The following is a 15,539-nucleotide window of genomic DNA, read 5'->3' on the forward strand; positions in this document are numbered from 1 at the left end:
CCCCCTCAGCCCCCGCTCTGCTAGAGGTATGCGGAGCTGCTCCCGCTCTCTCCCCCGGCCTAGTGCCGCCCTACGGGGGGGAGGCGGGGTATGAGCCGAGAGAGCACCGTCCCTAGACCACCCACGACAGTCCTAGGGTGAGCCTCGATACCCCTAGGGTAGGGAACAGAGCCTGCACGAGCTCTCCCTCAGCCGCCCCCATCTATTGGATCTCTCGGGCAGGGCTTTCCCTCGCCTCGAGGCATCCTAGCCTTAGCCCCTGGTACCGATGATGTTAGCCCCGAGGGTACACACCTAGATGAGTGCCCCATGGGGGACATACCTAGAGCGGGACAGTGTACACGCGTGTACACAAGAGTATACACGTGAGTATACTGCAGTGTACACGCGTGTACACACTACCCCCCTAGGTGAGGAGTGTATGCCCGGTGCGTCTAGCCCTCAGAGTACGGACACTCCTAGGGCGCAGATCTCCCTATCTGCAGTGGATGCACCTCGGCTAGCTAGCCCTCGGCCTCTAGTGATTTCATGTGCCCTCCCCTAGAGTGAGGCGGGCGGGCATAGGGGTCGTGACCAAAAAAGAGTATATTTGTGCTGTGCGAGTTGCCTCCTATCATGCGTCTCCCTGTGTGGTGCTCATGGGATGGAGGTCGCCGTGTGTGGCGCAGGCCGGGCACTCAGTGCCTGCTCAACACTTGATTATATGGAACAAATACATGACAGTGCAATGGAAAAGGTAGATGTCCTGCTCGGACTACAATGGGGCGACGAAGGCAAGGGAAAGATCGTAGACGTCCTGACGCCTGCCTATGACCTCATCGCCCGTTTCCAGGGCGGGCCCAATGCAGGGCATACGCTGGAGTTTGAGGGCAACAAATACATCCTTCGCTCCATACCCTCAGGGATCTTCCAGGGGGATAAGGTCAATGTGATCGGCAGTGGTGTCGTCCTCGACCCCATCCTATTCCGTGAGGAGGCAGAGTCGCTTTCTCGCAGTGGCCATGACCTGAAGGGACGACTCGTGATCTCCCGCAAGGCACACCTCATCCTACCCACGCACCGCCTGATAGATGCGGCACAGGAGGCGATGAAGGGCGATGCCAAGGTCGGGACGACAGGCAAGGGGATCGGCCCAACCTATACGGACAAGGTCGCTCGTACCGGACTACGTGTCGGGGACATAGAGCACGACTTCGCTCGCAAGTACCAGGAGGCTAGACAGCGCCACCTGACCCTACTCCGTGCCTACGACTATCCTACCGAGGGCCTCGAGACGCTGGAGCGTACTTGGCTTGAGTCGATCGAGTACCTCCGTCAGTATACGCTCGTCGATAGTGAGCTGTACCTGAGCCATGCCCTACATGAGGGGCGCCGAGTATTGGCCGAGGGGGCACAGGGCTCGATGCTGGACATCGACTTCGGTTCCTATCCCTTCGTTACCTCCAGCAACACCATCGCTGCGGGCTGCTGTACGGGGCTAGGGATCGCCCCACGGAGTATCGGCGAGGTCTATGGGATCTTCAAGGCCTACTGTACGCGCGTCGGCTCGGGCCCCTTCCCTACAGAGCTAGAGGATGAGACGGGCGAGCAGCTCTGCACCCTCGGGCATGAGTTCGGCTCGGTCACGGGGCGCCGTCGGCGCTGTGGCTGGCTAGACCTCGTGGCGCTCCGCTACACCATCATGCTGAGCGGGGTGACTAGGCTGATCATGATGAAGAGCGACGTCCTCGACACCTTCGACACGATACGTGTCTGCACCCGCTATCGCATCGGGGACGTAGAGACGGAGGAGATGCCCTATGAGCTCACGGGCGATATAGAGCCTCTCTACGAGGAGCTCCCTGGCTGGCGGTGCGATACCTCTCGCCTACGCTCCGTGGTAGAGTTCCCGCAGGAGCTCCGTGACTATATCGACTTCATAGAGCGCTCTGTCGGTGTCCCCATTGCCATAGCCTCCGTAGGACCCGACCGGGAGCAGACCATCACCCTACGCCCCACGCTCCTGCCTCACTAAGCACCACGATGACCTATCAGGAGGCACTGCACTTCCTCTACACGGCCACCCCTGTCTTCCAGCGAGAGGGTGGGGGTGCCTACAAGCCTGGGTTGGAGACCACCCGAGCCCTCGATAGCTACTACCAGCATCCGCACACGGCCTACCGGACGATCCATGTAGCGGGGACGAACGGCAAGGGATCTACCTCGCACAGCCTAGCCAGTATCCTCATGGCCGCTGGCTACCGAGTGGGGCTATTCACCTCGCCCCATCTCGTGGACTTCAGGGAGCGTATCCGAGTGGATGGAGAGGTGGTAAGTGAGGAGTTTGTCACACGCTTTGTAGCGGAGGTCGGTCCTCTGGTCGAGCAGCACCGCCCCTCGTTCTTTGAGCTCACGACCCTCATGGCACTCGTGTACTTCCGCGAGGCTCACGTCGATATCGCCGTGATCGAGGTAGGTATGGGGGGCAGACTTGATAGTACCAACATCATCCAGCCCCTACTCTCCATCATCACGGGCATCAGCCTAGACCATACGCAGTACCTCGGGGAGACCCTCACGGCGATCGCTGGGGAGAAGGCGGGCATCATCAAGGCTAAGACCCCAGTGGTCATCGGGCATGCCGAGGAGTCGGAGGTCCGCCAGGTCTTCGTCAAGCGAGCTCAGGAGCTATGTGCACCTATTACCTTCGCTGACGAGGAGGTCGTTGTCTCCACGGTAGAGCCACAGCCCCACGGGCAGCTCTTCATGCTCGATCCCTCCTCGGCCGTCCTCAGCACCCCTCCACGGCTCCTCTCCACCCCTACGGTCTTCTTCGGCCTACAGGGGAGCGTCCAGCGGCTGAACCTGAGGACGATCCTCTCGGCCGTCCACCTCTTCCCCTCTGTGGGGCTCGACGTCCCAGAGGAGGCTCTACGAGTAGGCCTGCAGGAGGTAGCCCTGAGGACGGGGCTCCGAGGACGCTGGGAGATCGTGGAGAGAGACCCGCTACTCATCTGCGACACAGGGCACAACGAGGAGGGCATTCGCTACGTCACCGAGGGGCTACGCGCCCTAGGGCGTCCCCTGAGGATCATCTTCGGCATGGTCAGCGACAAGGATATTACCTCCGCCCTCTCGAGCCTTCCCCCCGAGGCGACCTATTACTTCACCGAGGCCTCTGTCCCTAGGGCGATGCCGTCCGGCGAGCTCCTCCGTCTAGCTATGGAGTGTGGCCTGCGGGGGCGAGCCTTCCCGACACTAGCCTCTGCGCTGGAGACGGCACAGGCAGAGCGGGAGCGAGGGGATGTCCTCTTCGTCGGGGGAAGCAACTTCCTCGTGGCAGATTTACTAGAATATCAATCAACTCACAAATTATAATCTCTATGGAACAACAACGTAGCTCCCTCCGGGACAAACCCGCAGCTCGCTGGGGAGCGCTAGCGCTAGTTTCCCTGACGATGTTCTTTGCCTACATGTTCGTCGACGTGCTCTCGCCCGTCAAGATCCTTGTAGAGAAGGAGCTCGGGTGGAACTCTACAGTCTTCGGACTTTATGGGGGGAGTGAATTCTTCCTCAACGTCTTTGTGGGCTTCCTAATCTTCGCAGGGATCATCCTCGATAAGATGGGCGTCCGCTTCACAGCACTCCTCTCAGGCTCTCTGATGGTCCTAGGGGCTCTGCTCAAGGTCTATGCCCTTAGCGAGACTTTCCGCAATGGTGGGGTAGGCTATGAGACGATTAGTGGCCTCACCGGAGGACTCAGGAATGCCTTTGGCTGGGAGCTTCCCCCGACGGCTCTGCTTGCCTGCCTCGGGTTCATGATCTTTGGCTGTGGTACTGAGATGGCAGGTGTGACGGTGTCCCGTGCGATCGTCAAGTGGTTCAAGGGTCGTGATATGGCTCTCGCTATGGGTATCGAGATGGCGCTAGCTCGCTTCGGGGTCTGGATGATCTTCCGTGTCTCTCCTTGGCTCTCCAAGAAGTTTGAGACGGTAGAGGCTCCGGTGATCTTCTGCGCACTCCTGCTGTGCATCGGCCTTATCCTCTATGTCGTATACTGGTTCATGGATCGTGCTCTGGACAAGGAGATCGGTGCAGAGGAAGTAGAGGAGGAAGAGCCCTTTAAGTTCAGTGACCTCGGTAAGGTCTTCGGTAAGGGTATCTTCTGGATCGTAGCCCTCCTCTGTGTCCTTTACTACTCGGCGATCTTCCCCTTCCAGAAGTTTGCCACAGAGATGCTCCACTATAAGGTGGGCTTCGAGCTGGAGGAGGCTTCGGATATATTCAGTTACTATCCTATCGGGGCTATGATTGTCACTCCCTTCTTAGGCTTCTTCCTTGACCGTAGGGGCAAGGGGGCGACGATGCTCATCCTTGGCTCCGTCCTGATGATCGTCTGCCACATGACCTTTGCGCTGTATCCCTTCGTCTCTGGGACGAGCTCGAGTACGGTCGTGGCCTTCGCTGCGATTATACTCCTCGGGATCTCCTTCTCACTCGTGCCTGCTACGCTCTGGCCTTCCGTACCTAAGCTCATCGACAACAAGGTGCTGGGCTCTGCCTACTCGGCTATCTTCTGGATACAGAACGTCGGTCTGATGTCTGTGCCTATCATCGTGGGTAGCGTGCTGGACAGCGTGAACAAGAATGTGCCCGAGGGTCAGCCCAAGGACTACACGCTGGCGATGCTCATCTTCGCTAGCTTCGGTGTCGCTGCCTTCGTGCTTAGTGCCTTCCTGAAGGTCGTAGACAAGAAGAAGGGCTATGGGCTGGAGCTCCCCAACGTCAAGAAGTAGCCCCCTACGAGGGTGTCCGAAGAGCCTCCTCTGAGGCGCCCTCATATCCACTACTGCGGTTCCCCCCGTAACCTCCGAGATGTTTCCCCTAGAGACGTCCCGGAGATTGCGGGGGAACCTATATGGGGGTACTTGTGTATCTTTGTAAGGCGAAACGATTAGACAGACAGATGAGCATAGATATTCAGCCGATCAAGCATCGCTTTGGGATCATAGGCACGAGCCCCCTCCTCGACCATGCTATCCGTGTAGCGGTCCAGGTCGCCCCTACGGATATGTCCGTACTCGTTATCGGGGAGAGTGGAGTGGGGAAGGAGAACTTCCCTAAGATCATCCACCAGAATAGCATCCGCAAGCACGGCCCCTATATCGCTGTGAACTGTGGAGCGATCCCCGAGGGGACGATCGACTCGGAGCTTTTCGGTCATCTCAAGGGCTCCTTCACGGGGGCTATCACCGATCGTAAGGGCTACTTTCAGGAGGCTTCGGGGGGGACGATCTTCCTCGACGAGGTGGGCGAGCTACCCTTAGCCACACAGGCACGTCTTCTGCGTGTGCTGGAGACGGGTGAGTTCATCCCTGTCGGAGCAAGCCAAGCGCAGAAGACCGATGTGCGCATCATAGCGGCAACGAATGTGAACCTCCAGGATGCTGTGGAGCGTGGCCGTTTCCGTGAAGACCTACTCTTTCGCCTAAATACTGTCCCTATCGAGGTTCCTCCCCTACGTAGCCGAGTACAGGACATCCCGCTCCTCTTCCGGTTCTTCGCCTCCATGAGTGCAGAGCGGTACAACATGCCCCCACTGCGCCTTACCCCCGAGGCGACGGAGCTCCTGCAGAGCTACCGCTGGCCCGGGAATATACGTGAGCTACGCAACTTCACCGACCGTGTGAGCGTGCTGGAGGAGAAGCGAGAAGTGACGGCTGAGATCGCCCGTAAGTACCTCCCCCGCACACCCGAGGGAGACTACCATCCAGCGCTCCGCCAGAGTGCCTATACGGGGAGCGAAGGGAGCTCCTTCGCTAACGAGCGTGAGATACTCTATCAGGTGCTCTTCGATATGAAGAAGGATATGGCGGAGATGAAGAGCCTCGTGGCTGGGATCATGCGGGGAGAGGTGAAGATACCCTCGTCACCGACCGCCCATGCAGACTACAGCACGAGCGACCTAGCGACGGCATTGCCCGCACAGCTCCATCCTGCGCAGGAAGGCTATGTCCACACGCCTATCCATTCTGTGGAGATTACCCCTAGAGAGGCGGTCGTCAGTGTGCCTCGTCCCTCTACCCCCTCCCCCAAGGTACATGATGAGGAGCCCGACTACATGGAGCAACCCCTATCGCTCGAGGAGGCTGAGCGCAACATGATCATCGCAGCGCTGGCTCGTCACGAGGGGCGACGTCGTCCTGCAGCGGAGGATCTGAAGATCTCCGAGCGCACCCTATATAGAAAGATCAAAGAATATGGTATCGATGCGGAATAGGCTCAGTGCTCTGGTCACCTGCGCCCTCGTCTGTCTGCTCAGCCTGGGCTGTAGTGTGAGCTACAAGTTCAACGGCGGAGCGATCGACTACACCCAGCTCAAGACTATCTCCATAGATGAAGTCTTCAACAAGGCGCCGATCGTATATCCACCCCTAGCGGCGAGCTTCACCGAACAGCTCAAGGACTACTATGTCAGCCGTACCCGACTGGATCTAGTGCCCCAGGCCGGAGACCTAGAGCTGCACTGCACGATCACGGGCTACGACCTAGCCCCGATGTCGATAGGACAGGACAACTTCGCTGAGCGCACGGTCTTCACCGTCACGGTACAGGTGAAGTACGTGAACCGAGCCAATGAGAAGGAGAGCTTTGATCGCTCCTTCAAGGCCTACCGGGACTTCCCCCGCTCCCAGCCCTTCGTGGGGGTGCAGGACGACTTGCTCCGAGAGATCACCGAGGATCTGATCAAGCAGATCTTCAATGCTACCGTAGAGAACTGGTAAAGATGCGCCGAGAAGAACTATATAGCTACCTAGCTGACCCCGACCGTCTGACCCCCGAGACGCTGCCTGATGTCACGCAGCTCTATGAGGCCTATCCTTACTGTGGGGTCTTCGCCTTGCTGTACCTCTATAATCTGTGTATAGCAGAGGATGTACGCTATCCCTCCGAGCTCCGTCGCTTGGCTCCTATACTGCCCGATCGGGAGCGACTCTTTCGTCTCGTAGAGAGCCGTCGCCCTACGGCGGAGGCCACTACGACGGCACAAGCTGAGCCCGACCCCTTTGCCCTCATTGATACCTACCTCGAGGGGGCACGCTCCTCGGGTGAAGCACTCCCAGAGAGCCTCCACTTAGAGGGTACTCCTGCGACGAATGACTACTTCGCCGGGGAAGAGTCTGCAGCACAAGAGGCAGGGCTTGATGACCTCCTGCCCTCCCTCGATATGGAGTCCAAGGCATCATCCACCCCGACCTCTTCGTCCCAGAGTGAGGGAGAGGACGAGGAGGAAGGAATGCTCTCCGAGAGCCTCTCTAGGATCTATATCCAGCAGGGGCATTATGATAAGGCTCTGAGGATTATCCGCTCTCTCAGTTTGAATTATCCAGAGAAAAGTCGTTTCTTTGCAGACCAGATACGCTTCCTCGAGCGCATTATAGAGAATAATACAATAGATAAATAGATAGGAATATGTTCTACTTTCTCTCCGTACTCATCCTGCTTGCCTCCATTGGGCTGGTCTTGCTGGTGATCGTACAGAAGTCCAAGGGTGGAGGACTAGCCTCTCCCTTCGCCTCGACCAATAATATTATGGGGGTACGCAAGACGACCGATGTACTAGAGAAGGCTACGTGGTGGCTCTTCGGCACCGTCGCTGTCCTGTGTATCGTCTCTACCCGCTTCACCAGTACCGGTACCAACGCCTCCTCTCGCACTCAGGAGGTACTAGAGCAGAACGCTGCCAAGGGATCTGCCCCAGCTGCTCTGCCTAACTTCGGGGGAGAAGCTCCCACCGGGAACTCCAATACTCCTGCTGGTGCCCCTAGTGCTCCCGCTACTAGCCCCAGCACTCCTGCAGAGAGCCCCAGCGCCCCTGCAGCACCTGCCCCCGCAGCGCAGTAGTCACCCATCCTGCTCCTAGAGCAAGGGGGATATATCAGAGGATACCCGTAGGATTACACCCCAAGGAGCGTGTGACCCTGCGGGTATCGTCGTCCTAGGGGGGCATGGAGGAGCGCACCGACGCTGAGAGGGCTCTCAGATAAAGGATTTTTATTACCTTTGTCGCCGACTAATGCAACGAAGCAGAAGTAACTAAACAACAATTACAAGTTTAATGGCAACTAAGATTAGATTGCAACGCCATGGTCGTAAGGCTTATCCCTTCTACAAGATCGTGGTAGCAGACAGTAGAGCGCCACGAGATGGCAAGTTTATTGAGAAGCTCGGTACCTACAACCCCAACACCGAGCCTGCCACAGTAGACTTGGACTTCGAGCGCGCGCTGCATTGGCTCTCCGTCGGTGCTCAGCCCTCCGACACCGCCCGTAGTATCCTCTCTCATGAGGGAGTCCTGCTGAAGAAGCACCTCCTAGAGGGAGTCAAGAAGGGCGCCTTCGACGAAGCTGCTGCTGAGAAGAAGTTCGAAGCATGGAAGGCTCAGAAGGCTGGTGAACTCGGCACCCTCAAGGATGCTCTAGCAAAGAAGAAGGCTAGCGAAGCTAAGGCTGCCCTCGAAGCTGAGCAGGCTGCAAACAAGGCAAAGGCTGCTGTGGTAGCTGCCAAGAAGCAGGCAGAGGCAGAGGCTAAGGCCGCCGCTGAAGCCCCCGCTGAAGAAGCACAAGATACTCCAGCTACAGAGGAAGCCCCAGCAGAAGCTTAAGTCGACCTCCTCTCTTGGAATAGAGATGTCTTCGATGGAATACAACGGATATCTGTCCCTCCATACCCCCCTATGGGGAGTGGAGTACGGGTATCCGTTGAACCATTTATAAAAGCCCCCTACAAGGTACTCACTAACGAAGCTCAGCTCTAGGACATCCCTCTCGGATGGAAGTAGGCTACACAGCCCTAGCCGATCTCCCTCCTCTCTCTCCATCTACAGACTGATAGAATCACAGACTAAACACAACTCGCACACATGAAGAAGTACTTACTTCGTTTCTTCGCACTCATGGCGCTCTGCCTCTGCTCACCTACACTGTGGGCACAGGTGACGACCTCATCCGTCAACGGGACGATCACCGAGGAGGCCAACAAGGAAGTCCTAGTCGGAGCAACCGTCGTAGCTAAGCACCTCCCCTCAGGGACGACCTATGGCGCCGTGACGAACGCCAAGGGGAACTTCAGTATCGTAGGGATGCGACCCGGTGGCCCCTACACCCTCACCATCTCTTACATTGGCTTCGAGACGATCACGCTACGTAATATCCACCTCGCCCTCGGAGAGGCGGAGACCTTCAATATCAAGATGAAGGATGGAGCTACCCAGCTCACCGACGTCGTCGTCACCGGGCAGAAGGGGAGCAACTTCAACCTCCAGAAGACTGGTGCAGGATCGAGCTTCTCTCGCCGTAGCATCGAGCGTGTGCCCTCCGTATCTCGTAGTATCTACGATATCGCTAAGCTCACGCCTCAGTCCAATGGTAATGGCTCCTTCGCTGGTGCCAACAGCCGCTTCAATAGCTTCCAGATCGACGGTGCAGTGAACAACGACGTCTTCGGTCTCGGTACCTCGGGCAAGAATTCTGTCTCGCTTGAGGCTATCGACGCACTACAGGTCGTCATCGCACCCTTCGATGTCCGTCAGTCTGGCTTCACGGGCGGGGGGATGAATGCGATCACCAAGTCTGGGACGAATACCTTCCACGGATCCGTCTACGACTACTACTACAACCAGGATTTCTTTGGCACGACTCCGGGCAAGGACGTCAAGAACCGCAAGAAGCTCGACAAGCAGTATGAGAATACCGTCGGCTTTACCTTCGGTGGGCCAATCATTCAAGACAAGCTCTTCTTCTTCGCTAACGGGGAGTTCATCAATCAGGTCTATCCCTCCAACTACATCGCAGGGGATCAGAACTCCAAGATCACCAAGGAGGAAGCCGACAAGGTACAGCAGAAGCTCAAGGAACTCGGCTACGATGCTGGCGGATACCAGTCACGAGACATCCCCAACCGTACCTACAAGGGGCTCTTCCGTCTCGACTGGAATATCAATCAGGCCCATCACCTGACCCTGCGCTACAGTCACATCAACGACAAGCCCTACGTCTTCAGCAACACCCCCACTAGTATGCTCTTCTACAATACGGGGTACTACAGACGTAGCATCACCAACACCATCGTCGCTGAGCTGAACTCTAAGCTGAATGCCAATCTCTCCAATGAGCTACGCGTCAGCTACAGCGGTATCCGTGACAAGCGTTTCTACAATGGTAAGCCCTTCCCCTTCCTCTCTATTGACCTCGGGTCAAACCGTCAGATACAGGCTGGGGTGGATCAGCATACTCCCGCCAACGAGCTAGATCAGGACATCTTCTCGCTGACCAACAACCTCTCGCTCAACCTCGGTAACCACAGCTTCACCTTCGGGACGCATAACGAGCTCTTCCGTATGAGGAACCTCTTTATCGCCAACCTCTACGGAGCCTACTCTTATCGCAACCGAAAGGTCCCCAATCCACTAGATCCTAACAAACCAATCGAGGTTACTGGACTCGAGGACTTCCTGAAGATCGGTACAGCCGATGAGATAGGTCCACAGAACTTCAACTACTCCTCCGTCAATACGGCGGTTACCAACGACCCTCGCTGGGCTCCACGCTTTACCGCAGGGCAGATCGGCCTCTATGCACAGGACGAGTGGAAGGTATCGGACAAACTCCGTCTCACCCTCGGGCTACGTATCGATATGCCTTTCTTCATAGACCGTCCGACGGCTAACGCAGCATTCAATAGCTCTGCGCTGGCTCAGAAGCATGGTGTTACCAATAACTACCTTCCTCCCCTCAAGCCTCTCTTCTCTCCCCGCTTTGGCTTCCGCTATACGATAGACGATGACAACCGCTATCTCCTGCGTGGGGGATCGGGTATCTTCACTGGGCGTGTCCCCTTCGTCTGGATCTCCAATAGCTTCTCCAATAGTGGTATTGAGTACGCTCGTACCTCTCGCGACAACGATGATGCCCGCAATAACGTCCGCTTCACCGCCGATCCTCTCTCCCCTCAGGGGCAAGCTAATATGCTACCAGGCTCCACGGAGATCGATATGGTAGGTAAGAACTTCGTCTATCCTCAGGTCTGGCGCTCTAACCTCGCCTTCGAGGCCCGCCTGCCTTTCGGCATCAAGGCTACACTTGAGGGAATGTACACCAAGACCCTCAATAATATCCGCTACAAGGATCTTGGTCTCGAGGAGACTACTCCGATGGATCATGGTAATGGTGTCAAGCGTACGGTCTACAACAGAGTAGAGCGCAATAAGTACTCCAACCTCATCCATATGTCGAACTCCTCTAAGGGATATAGCTACAACCTCACTGCTACCCTCAGCAAGGACTTTGCCTTCGGCCTCGATGCCTCTGTTGCCTATACCTTTGGGGAGACGAAGGCTGCCAATGATGGACTTTCCTCACAGGCTGTCTCCAACTGGATCTACAACTACTCCAATGATATCAATGGCGACGAGCTCTACTACTCCAACTTCGATACTCGCCACCGCATCGTCGGTCAGCTCAACTATCGTGTAGAGTATGCCAAGAACTTCGCTACGACCATCGGTATCATCTACACCGGTCAGTCTGGCCCTCGTTACTCTGTCCTCTCCTACACAGACCTCAATGGTGATGGTAAGGGATCTAATGACCTCGCTTATCTCCCCGAGACGGCACTCAAGGGTAAGTGGTCTGCCTACACCTATGAGCAGTTCCTCAAGGATCACCCAGACATCGCTGCCTACAAGGGTAAGATCGCTCCACGTAATGCCTTCATGGCTCCCTTCTTCCACAAGTTCGACCTACACTTCGCTCAGGACTTCTACCTCAACGTCGGTGGTCGCCGTCATACCCTACAGCTCAATGCCGACATCATCAATATCGGCAACCTCCTCAACCGAGGCTGGGGGATGGAGCCAAGGGTAAAGTACAACAGCATCTCGCCCCTCACGTATGACGAGAAAAAGAAGGAATACAGTTTCTCCTCATCTACCCCTCACCCCTGGACATACTCTGATATCAACTCTCGCTGGAGAGCACAGGTCGGTATCAAGTACACGTTCTAGGCATTATTCTTAGGCTACTTCAGCCTATAGGGGCTACACCTCACTTGGGGTGTAGCCCCTCTCTTTTTTACTTCCTCTGTCTTTGCTCCGACTTCCTGTCCTTCACTGCGCCCTACGACCTCTTCGCCATCGCTTAGCTCGTTCATCTTTCTTTTGCACCCCAACGCTCTCCCTCCACCTTCCCCTCTCTGCCGGGGTGTCGTAATGTGTACTAGGTAGGGGGAAGGGGAGAGCACCCTCTCTGCCAAAGTATCGTAGTGTGTGCTTGGATAAGGCTCAAGGAGTAGAGCTTCACCCTCTCCGTTGGGGGAATATCGACCCTCTCGTGAGTGGGTGCACAGACCTATAATGAGCCCAGAAGAGGACTCGGTATGTTCGCCTCCGTCACCTTACATAGGTGACGGAGGCGAACATTATATGTCCGGTCAAGTCCTCTCGGTATGTCCTCTAGTGCCCTTTCAGAGTCTGCGATACAGAGCGAGTTAGGAGGGAATAGTGTACATGTGTGTATACCATAGTGTACCAACGTGTACACAGAAGTATACACGCGTGTACACTACATCGCTCTAGGTATGTCCTCTGTGGGGCTCTTTTGTACTACGTTGCTCGGGACTCACGTCTAGCGTTCCAGAGATACGGCTAAGATACCTCCTTGGGCATGAAAGGTTATCGTCAAAGAGCTAAAGAATCAAAGCGAGAAGCATACTAAAAGAGATCATCCATTGGCTCTGAGGGTATAAGTGGAGCGATAGTAACGATGGTAGGGATTTGGGGGGCGTCAAGGCTGGAATGTGAGGGCGCTCATAGAGGGATGTGTGGAAGAGTGGGGAAGTGATGGCAGGAATGTGAGGGTGCTCATAGAGGGATGTCGGGAAGAGTGGGGGAGTGATGGCAGGAATGTGGGGATGCTCATAGAGAGAGGTGCGGGAAGAGTGGGGGAGTGATGGCTAGAATGTGGGGATGCTCATAGAGAGGTGCGGGAAGAGTCGGGGAGCGATGGCTGGAATGTGAGGGCGCTCATAGAGAGATGTGGGGAAGAGTGGGGGAGTGAAGGCTGGAATGTGAGGGCGCTCATAGAGGGATGTGTGGAAGAGTGGGGGCGTGATGGCTAGGATGTGGGGGTGCTCATAGAGGGATGTGCGGAATGTAGGAGGAGCGATTATGGGGATGTGGAGATGGCGATAACAGGGATGTGGGGCGCACGATGGCGGTTAGGGGTGGAGGCGAATAAAGGCTTTTGTCTACGGGAGATAGGGATGGTAGTGAGGGCTTTTTCTGGAAATGTCGTATCTTTCGTTATTCTATCGGGCTCTAAGGACAGAGCTCGGAGTATGGACAGACCCTATTATGCGTATCCTTACCCTTATCCCCGCTCGCTATGCCTCGACACGCTTCCCCGGTAAGCCCCTTGTGCTGATCCAGGGCAAGCCCATGATCCTGCATGTCGTAGAGCGGGCTCTCCTCGTGACCCCCGAGGTGGCCGTGGCTACCGATGACCAACGTATCTATGACGTAGTCACGCAGGCTGGCTATCGGGCGATCCTCACCACGGGCAATCATAGCTCCGGCACCTCCCGTTGCCTAGAAGCCTATGAGCGTCTGGGGCAGGAGGCTGATGTGCTTATCAACCTTCAGGGGGATGAGCCCTTTATCGCCGAGGAGCATATCCGCCAGTTGGTCCGAGCCTTCGATGACCCCGAGACCCAGATCGCTACACTCGCTCAACCCTTCCCCCCGACAGCGACCAATGAGGAGCTTGCCAACCCCAATGCCGTGAAGGTCGTACGTGCCTCCTCGGGACGAGCCCTCTACTTCAGTCGCTCCGTCATCCCCTATCTGAGAGGGGTAGAGGGAGCTTGGGCTGCACAGCATGAGTATCTGAAGCACATCGGACTCTATGCCTTCCGCACGAGCCTGCTGGATCGCCTAGGCTCGTTACCCGCCTCTCCTCTGGAGCAAGGGGAGAGCCTAGAGCAGCTGAGATGGCTCTCGGCAGGCCTACACATACAGGTACAGCTCACCGATGAGCCCACGGTCGGGATCGATACCCCCGAGGACCTTGCACGCATTAGCCAGCTACACCCCTAAGCTCCTATACGGCCTTGATCGATCAGCAGACCCGCCAGCGCATCCTCGATACAGCACAGATCCTGGATGTCGTCAGTGACTTCATCACCCTGCGCCGTCAGGGGGTGAACTATGTCGGTCTATGCCCCTTCCATAGCGATAGGAACCCTTCGTTCTACGTCAATCCCGCCAAGAATATCTGCAAATGCTTCTCCTGTGGGGAGGGAGGTACGCCTCTAAACTTCATCATGAAGCACGAGCAGCTCTCCTACAGCGAGGCACTCAAGTACCTGGCCAAGAAGTACAACATCGAGGTCGTCGAGCGGGAGGAGACCGAGGAGGAGAAGCAACGCAATAATGAGCGTGAGTCGCTCTTTATCCTCAATGACTTTGCGGCGAAGTTCTTCCGAGACCAGCTGCTAGAGAGCGAGGAGGGGCGAGCCGTGGGTCTGGCTTACTTCCGTGAGCGAGGCATCCGAGAGGAGACGATAGCGAAGTTTGGGCTCGGCTACTCCCCCGAGGACCGATCGAGCCTAACGACAGCGGCAGAGCGAGCAGGTTACTCGCTCAAGCGACTTGTCGAGGTGGGGCTATCCATCCAGCCCGAGGGGCAGACGACTGCCTTCGACCGCTTCCGTGGGCGAGTGATCTTCCCTGTGCGCAACCTCAGTGGACGCTATGTCGCCTTCGGTGGTCGTATCATGAGCAAGCGGGACAAGATCGCTAAGTACCTCAACTCCCCCGAGAGCCTGATCTACTCCAAGAGCCGTGAGCTCTACGGGCTCTATTGGGCAAAGAGTGCCATCTCCAAGGCCAATAAGTGCTACCTCGTGGAGGGCTATACCGATGTGCTCTCCATGCACCAGTCGGGGATCGAGAATGTTGTCTCCTCCTCGGGTACGGCACTGACGATCGAGCAGATACGGCTCATCCGACGCTTCACGACCAATATCACTGTCCTCTATGACGGCGACCAAGCGGGGATCAAGGCAGCCCTTAGGGGGATTGATCTCCTGCTGGAGGAGGGCTTTAGCATCAAGGTCGTCCTACTCCCCGACGGCGAAGACCCCGACTCCTTCGCTCGTAGTCACAGCAGTGCCGAGCTACAGGCCTTCCTCAATGAGCACGAGACGGACTTCATCCACTTCAAGATAGACCTCTTCCGTGACGAGATGGAGCACGACCCGCTTCGTCGAGCCGAGCTCATCTCCGACATCATGCGTAGCATCGCCCTCATCCCCGATATGATCCAGCGAGCAGTACTGCTCCAGAGCTCTGCGAGCATCCTCAGGATGGATGAGCAGCTCCTGACCTCGGAGGTCAATAAGCTCCGCCGTCAGGGCATCACGGCACAGGGGCACTATACGCCACAGCAGCCTTCGACCACTGCTCCTACTCAGCCTCCTGCCCAGCCCTCCCCCTACGAGCC

12 protein-coding genes are annotated in these 15,539 nt (G+C 56.7%); 11 read left to right on the forward strand and 1 reads right to left on the reverse strand.

The window, feature by feature from the left end; translation table 11 throughout:
- Positions 1-727: 727 nt before the first annotated feature.
- The 9 genes from QZ170_RS08305 (at position 728) to QZ170_RS08345 (ending at position 12,043) form a co-directional block, all read left to right on the forward strand.
- Positions 728-2,014, forward strand: a complete 1,287-nt coding sequence (locus QZ170_RS08305) for an adenylosuccinate synthase (protein WP_297179803.1) — start codon at positions 728-730, stop codon at positions 2,012-2,014.
- An 8-nt stretch (positions 2,015-2,022) separates the two neighbouring features.
- Positions 2,023-3,357, forward strand: coding sequence for a folylpolyglutamate synthase/dihydrofolate synthase family protein (locus QZ170_RS08310; RefSeq protein WP_297179806.1), 1,335 nt, complete (start codon positions 2,023-2,025; stop codon positions 3,355-3,357).
- A 5-nt stretch (positions 3,358-3,362) separates the two neighbouring features.
- On the forward strand, positions 3,363-4,775 hold the full coding sequence (locus QZ170_RS08315; protein WP_297179809.1) for an MFS transporter: 1,413 nt from the start codon (positions 3,363-3,365) through the stop codon (positions 4,773-4,775).
- A gap of 170 nt (positions 4,776-4,945) precedes the next feature.
- Positions 4,946-6,259 carry a sigma-54 dependent transcriptional regulator gene (locus QZ170_RS08320; RefSeq protein WP_297179812.1) on the forward strand — a complete coding sequence of 438 codons (1,314 nt, stop codon included), beginning with the start codon at positions 4,946-4,948 and terminating at the stop codon, positions 6,257-6,259.
- Positions 6,240-6,764, forward strand: a complete 525-nt coding sequence (locus QZ170_RS08325; RefSeq protein WP_297179816.1) for an LptE family protein — start codon at positions 6,240-6,242, stop codon at positions 6,762-6,764. The genes QZ170_RS08320 and QZ170_RS08325 overlap by 20 nt, the downstream gene beginning before the upstream one ends.
- 2 nt (positions 6,765-6,766) lie before the next feature.
- Complete coding sequence (locus QZ170_RS08330; protein ID WP_297179818.1) at positions 6,767-7,444, forward strand: hypothetical protein; 678 nt, start codon at positions 6,767-6,769, stop codon at positions 7,442-7,444.
- An 8-nt stretch (positions 7,445-7,452) separates the two neighbouring features.
- Complete coding sequence (secG, locus tag QZ170_RS08335) at positions 7,453-7,884, forward strand: preprotein translocase subunit SecG (RefSeq protein WP_297179821.1); 432 nt, start codon at positions 7,453-7,455, stop codon at positions 7,882-7,884.
- A gap of 214 nt (positions 7,885-8,098) precedes the next feature.
- Positions 8,099-8,644, forward strand: a complete 546-nt coding sequence (locus QZ170_RS08340; RefSeq protein ID WP_297179824.1) for a 30S ribosomal protein S16 — start codon at positions 8,099-8,101, stop codon at positions 8,642-8,644.
- A gap of 258 nt (positions 8,645-8,902) precedes the next feature.
- The gene (locus QZ170_RS08345; RefSeq protein WP_297179828.1) at positions 8,903-12,043 is read left to right on the forward strand and encodes a TonB-dependent receptor; all 3,141 of its coding nucleotides are present in this window, start codon (positions 8,903-8,905) and stop codon (positions 12,041-12,043) included.
- Between the two features lie 14 nt (positions 12,044-12,057).
- Here the strand turns inward: QZ170_RS08345 and QZ170_RS08350 are convergent, their stop codons facing one another.
- The gene (locus QZ170_RS08350) at positions 12,058-12,189 is read right to left on the reverse strand and encodes a hypothetical protein (RefSeq protein ID WP_297179830.1); all 132 of its coding nucleotides are present in this window, start codon (positions 12,187-12,189) and stop codon (positions 12,058-12,060) included.
- A gap of 1,201 nt (positions 12,190-13,390) precedes the next feature.
- Between QZ170_RS08350 and kdsB the strand changes: the two genes are divergently transcribed.
- On the forward strand, positions 13,391-14,131 hold the full coding sequence (gene kdsB, locus QZ170_RS08355) for a 3-deoxy-manno-octulosonate cytidylyltransferase (RefSeq protein ID WP_297179833.1): 741 nt from the start codon (positions 13,391-13,393) through the stop codon (positions 14,129-14,131).
- Between the two features lie 14 nt (positions 14,132-14,145).
- The coding region (dnaG, locus tag QZ170_RS08360) for a DNA primase (RefSeq protein WP_297179835.1) at positions 14,146-15,539 on the forward strand (1,394 nt) is incomplete at its 3' end.

This window comes from uncultured Porphyromonas sp. (assembly GCF_905372525.1).
GTDB lineage: Bacteria > Bacteroidota > Bacteroidia > Bacteroidales > Porphyromonadaceae > Porphyromonas.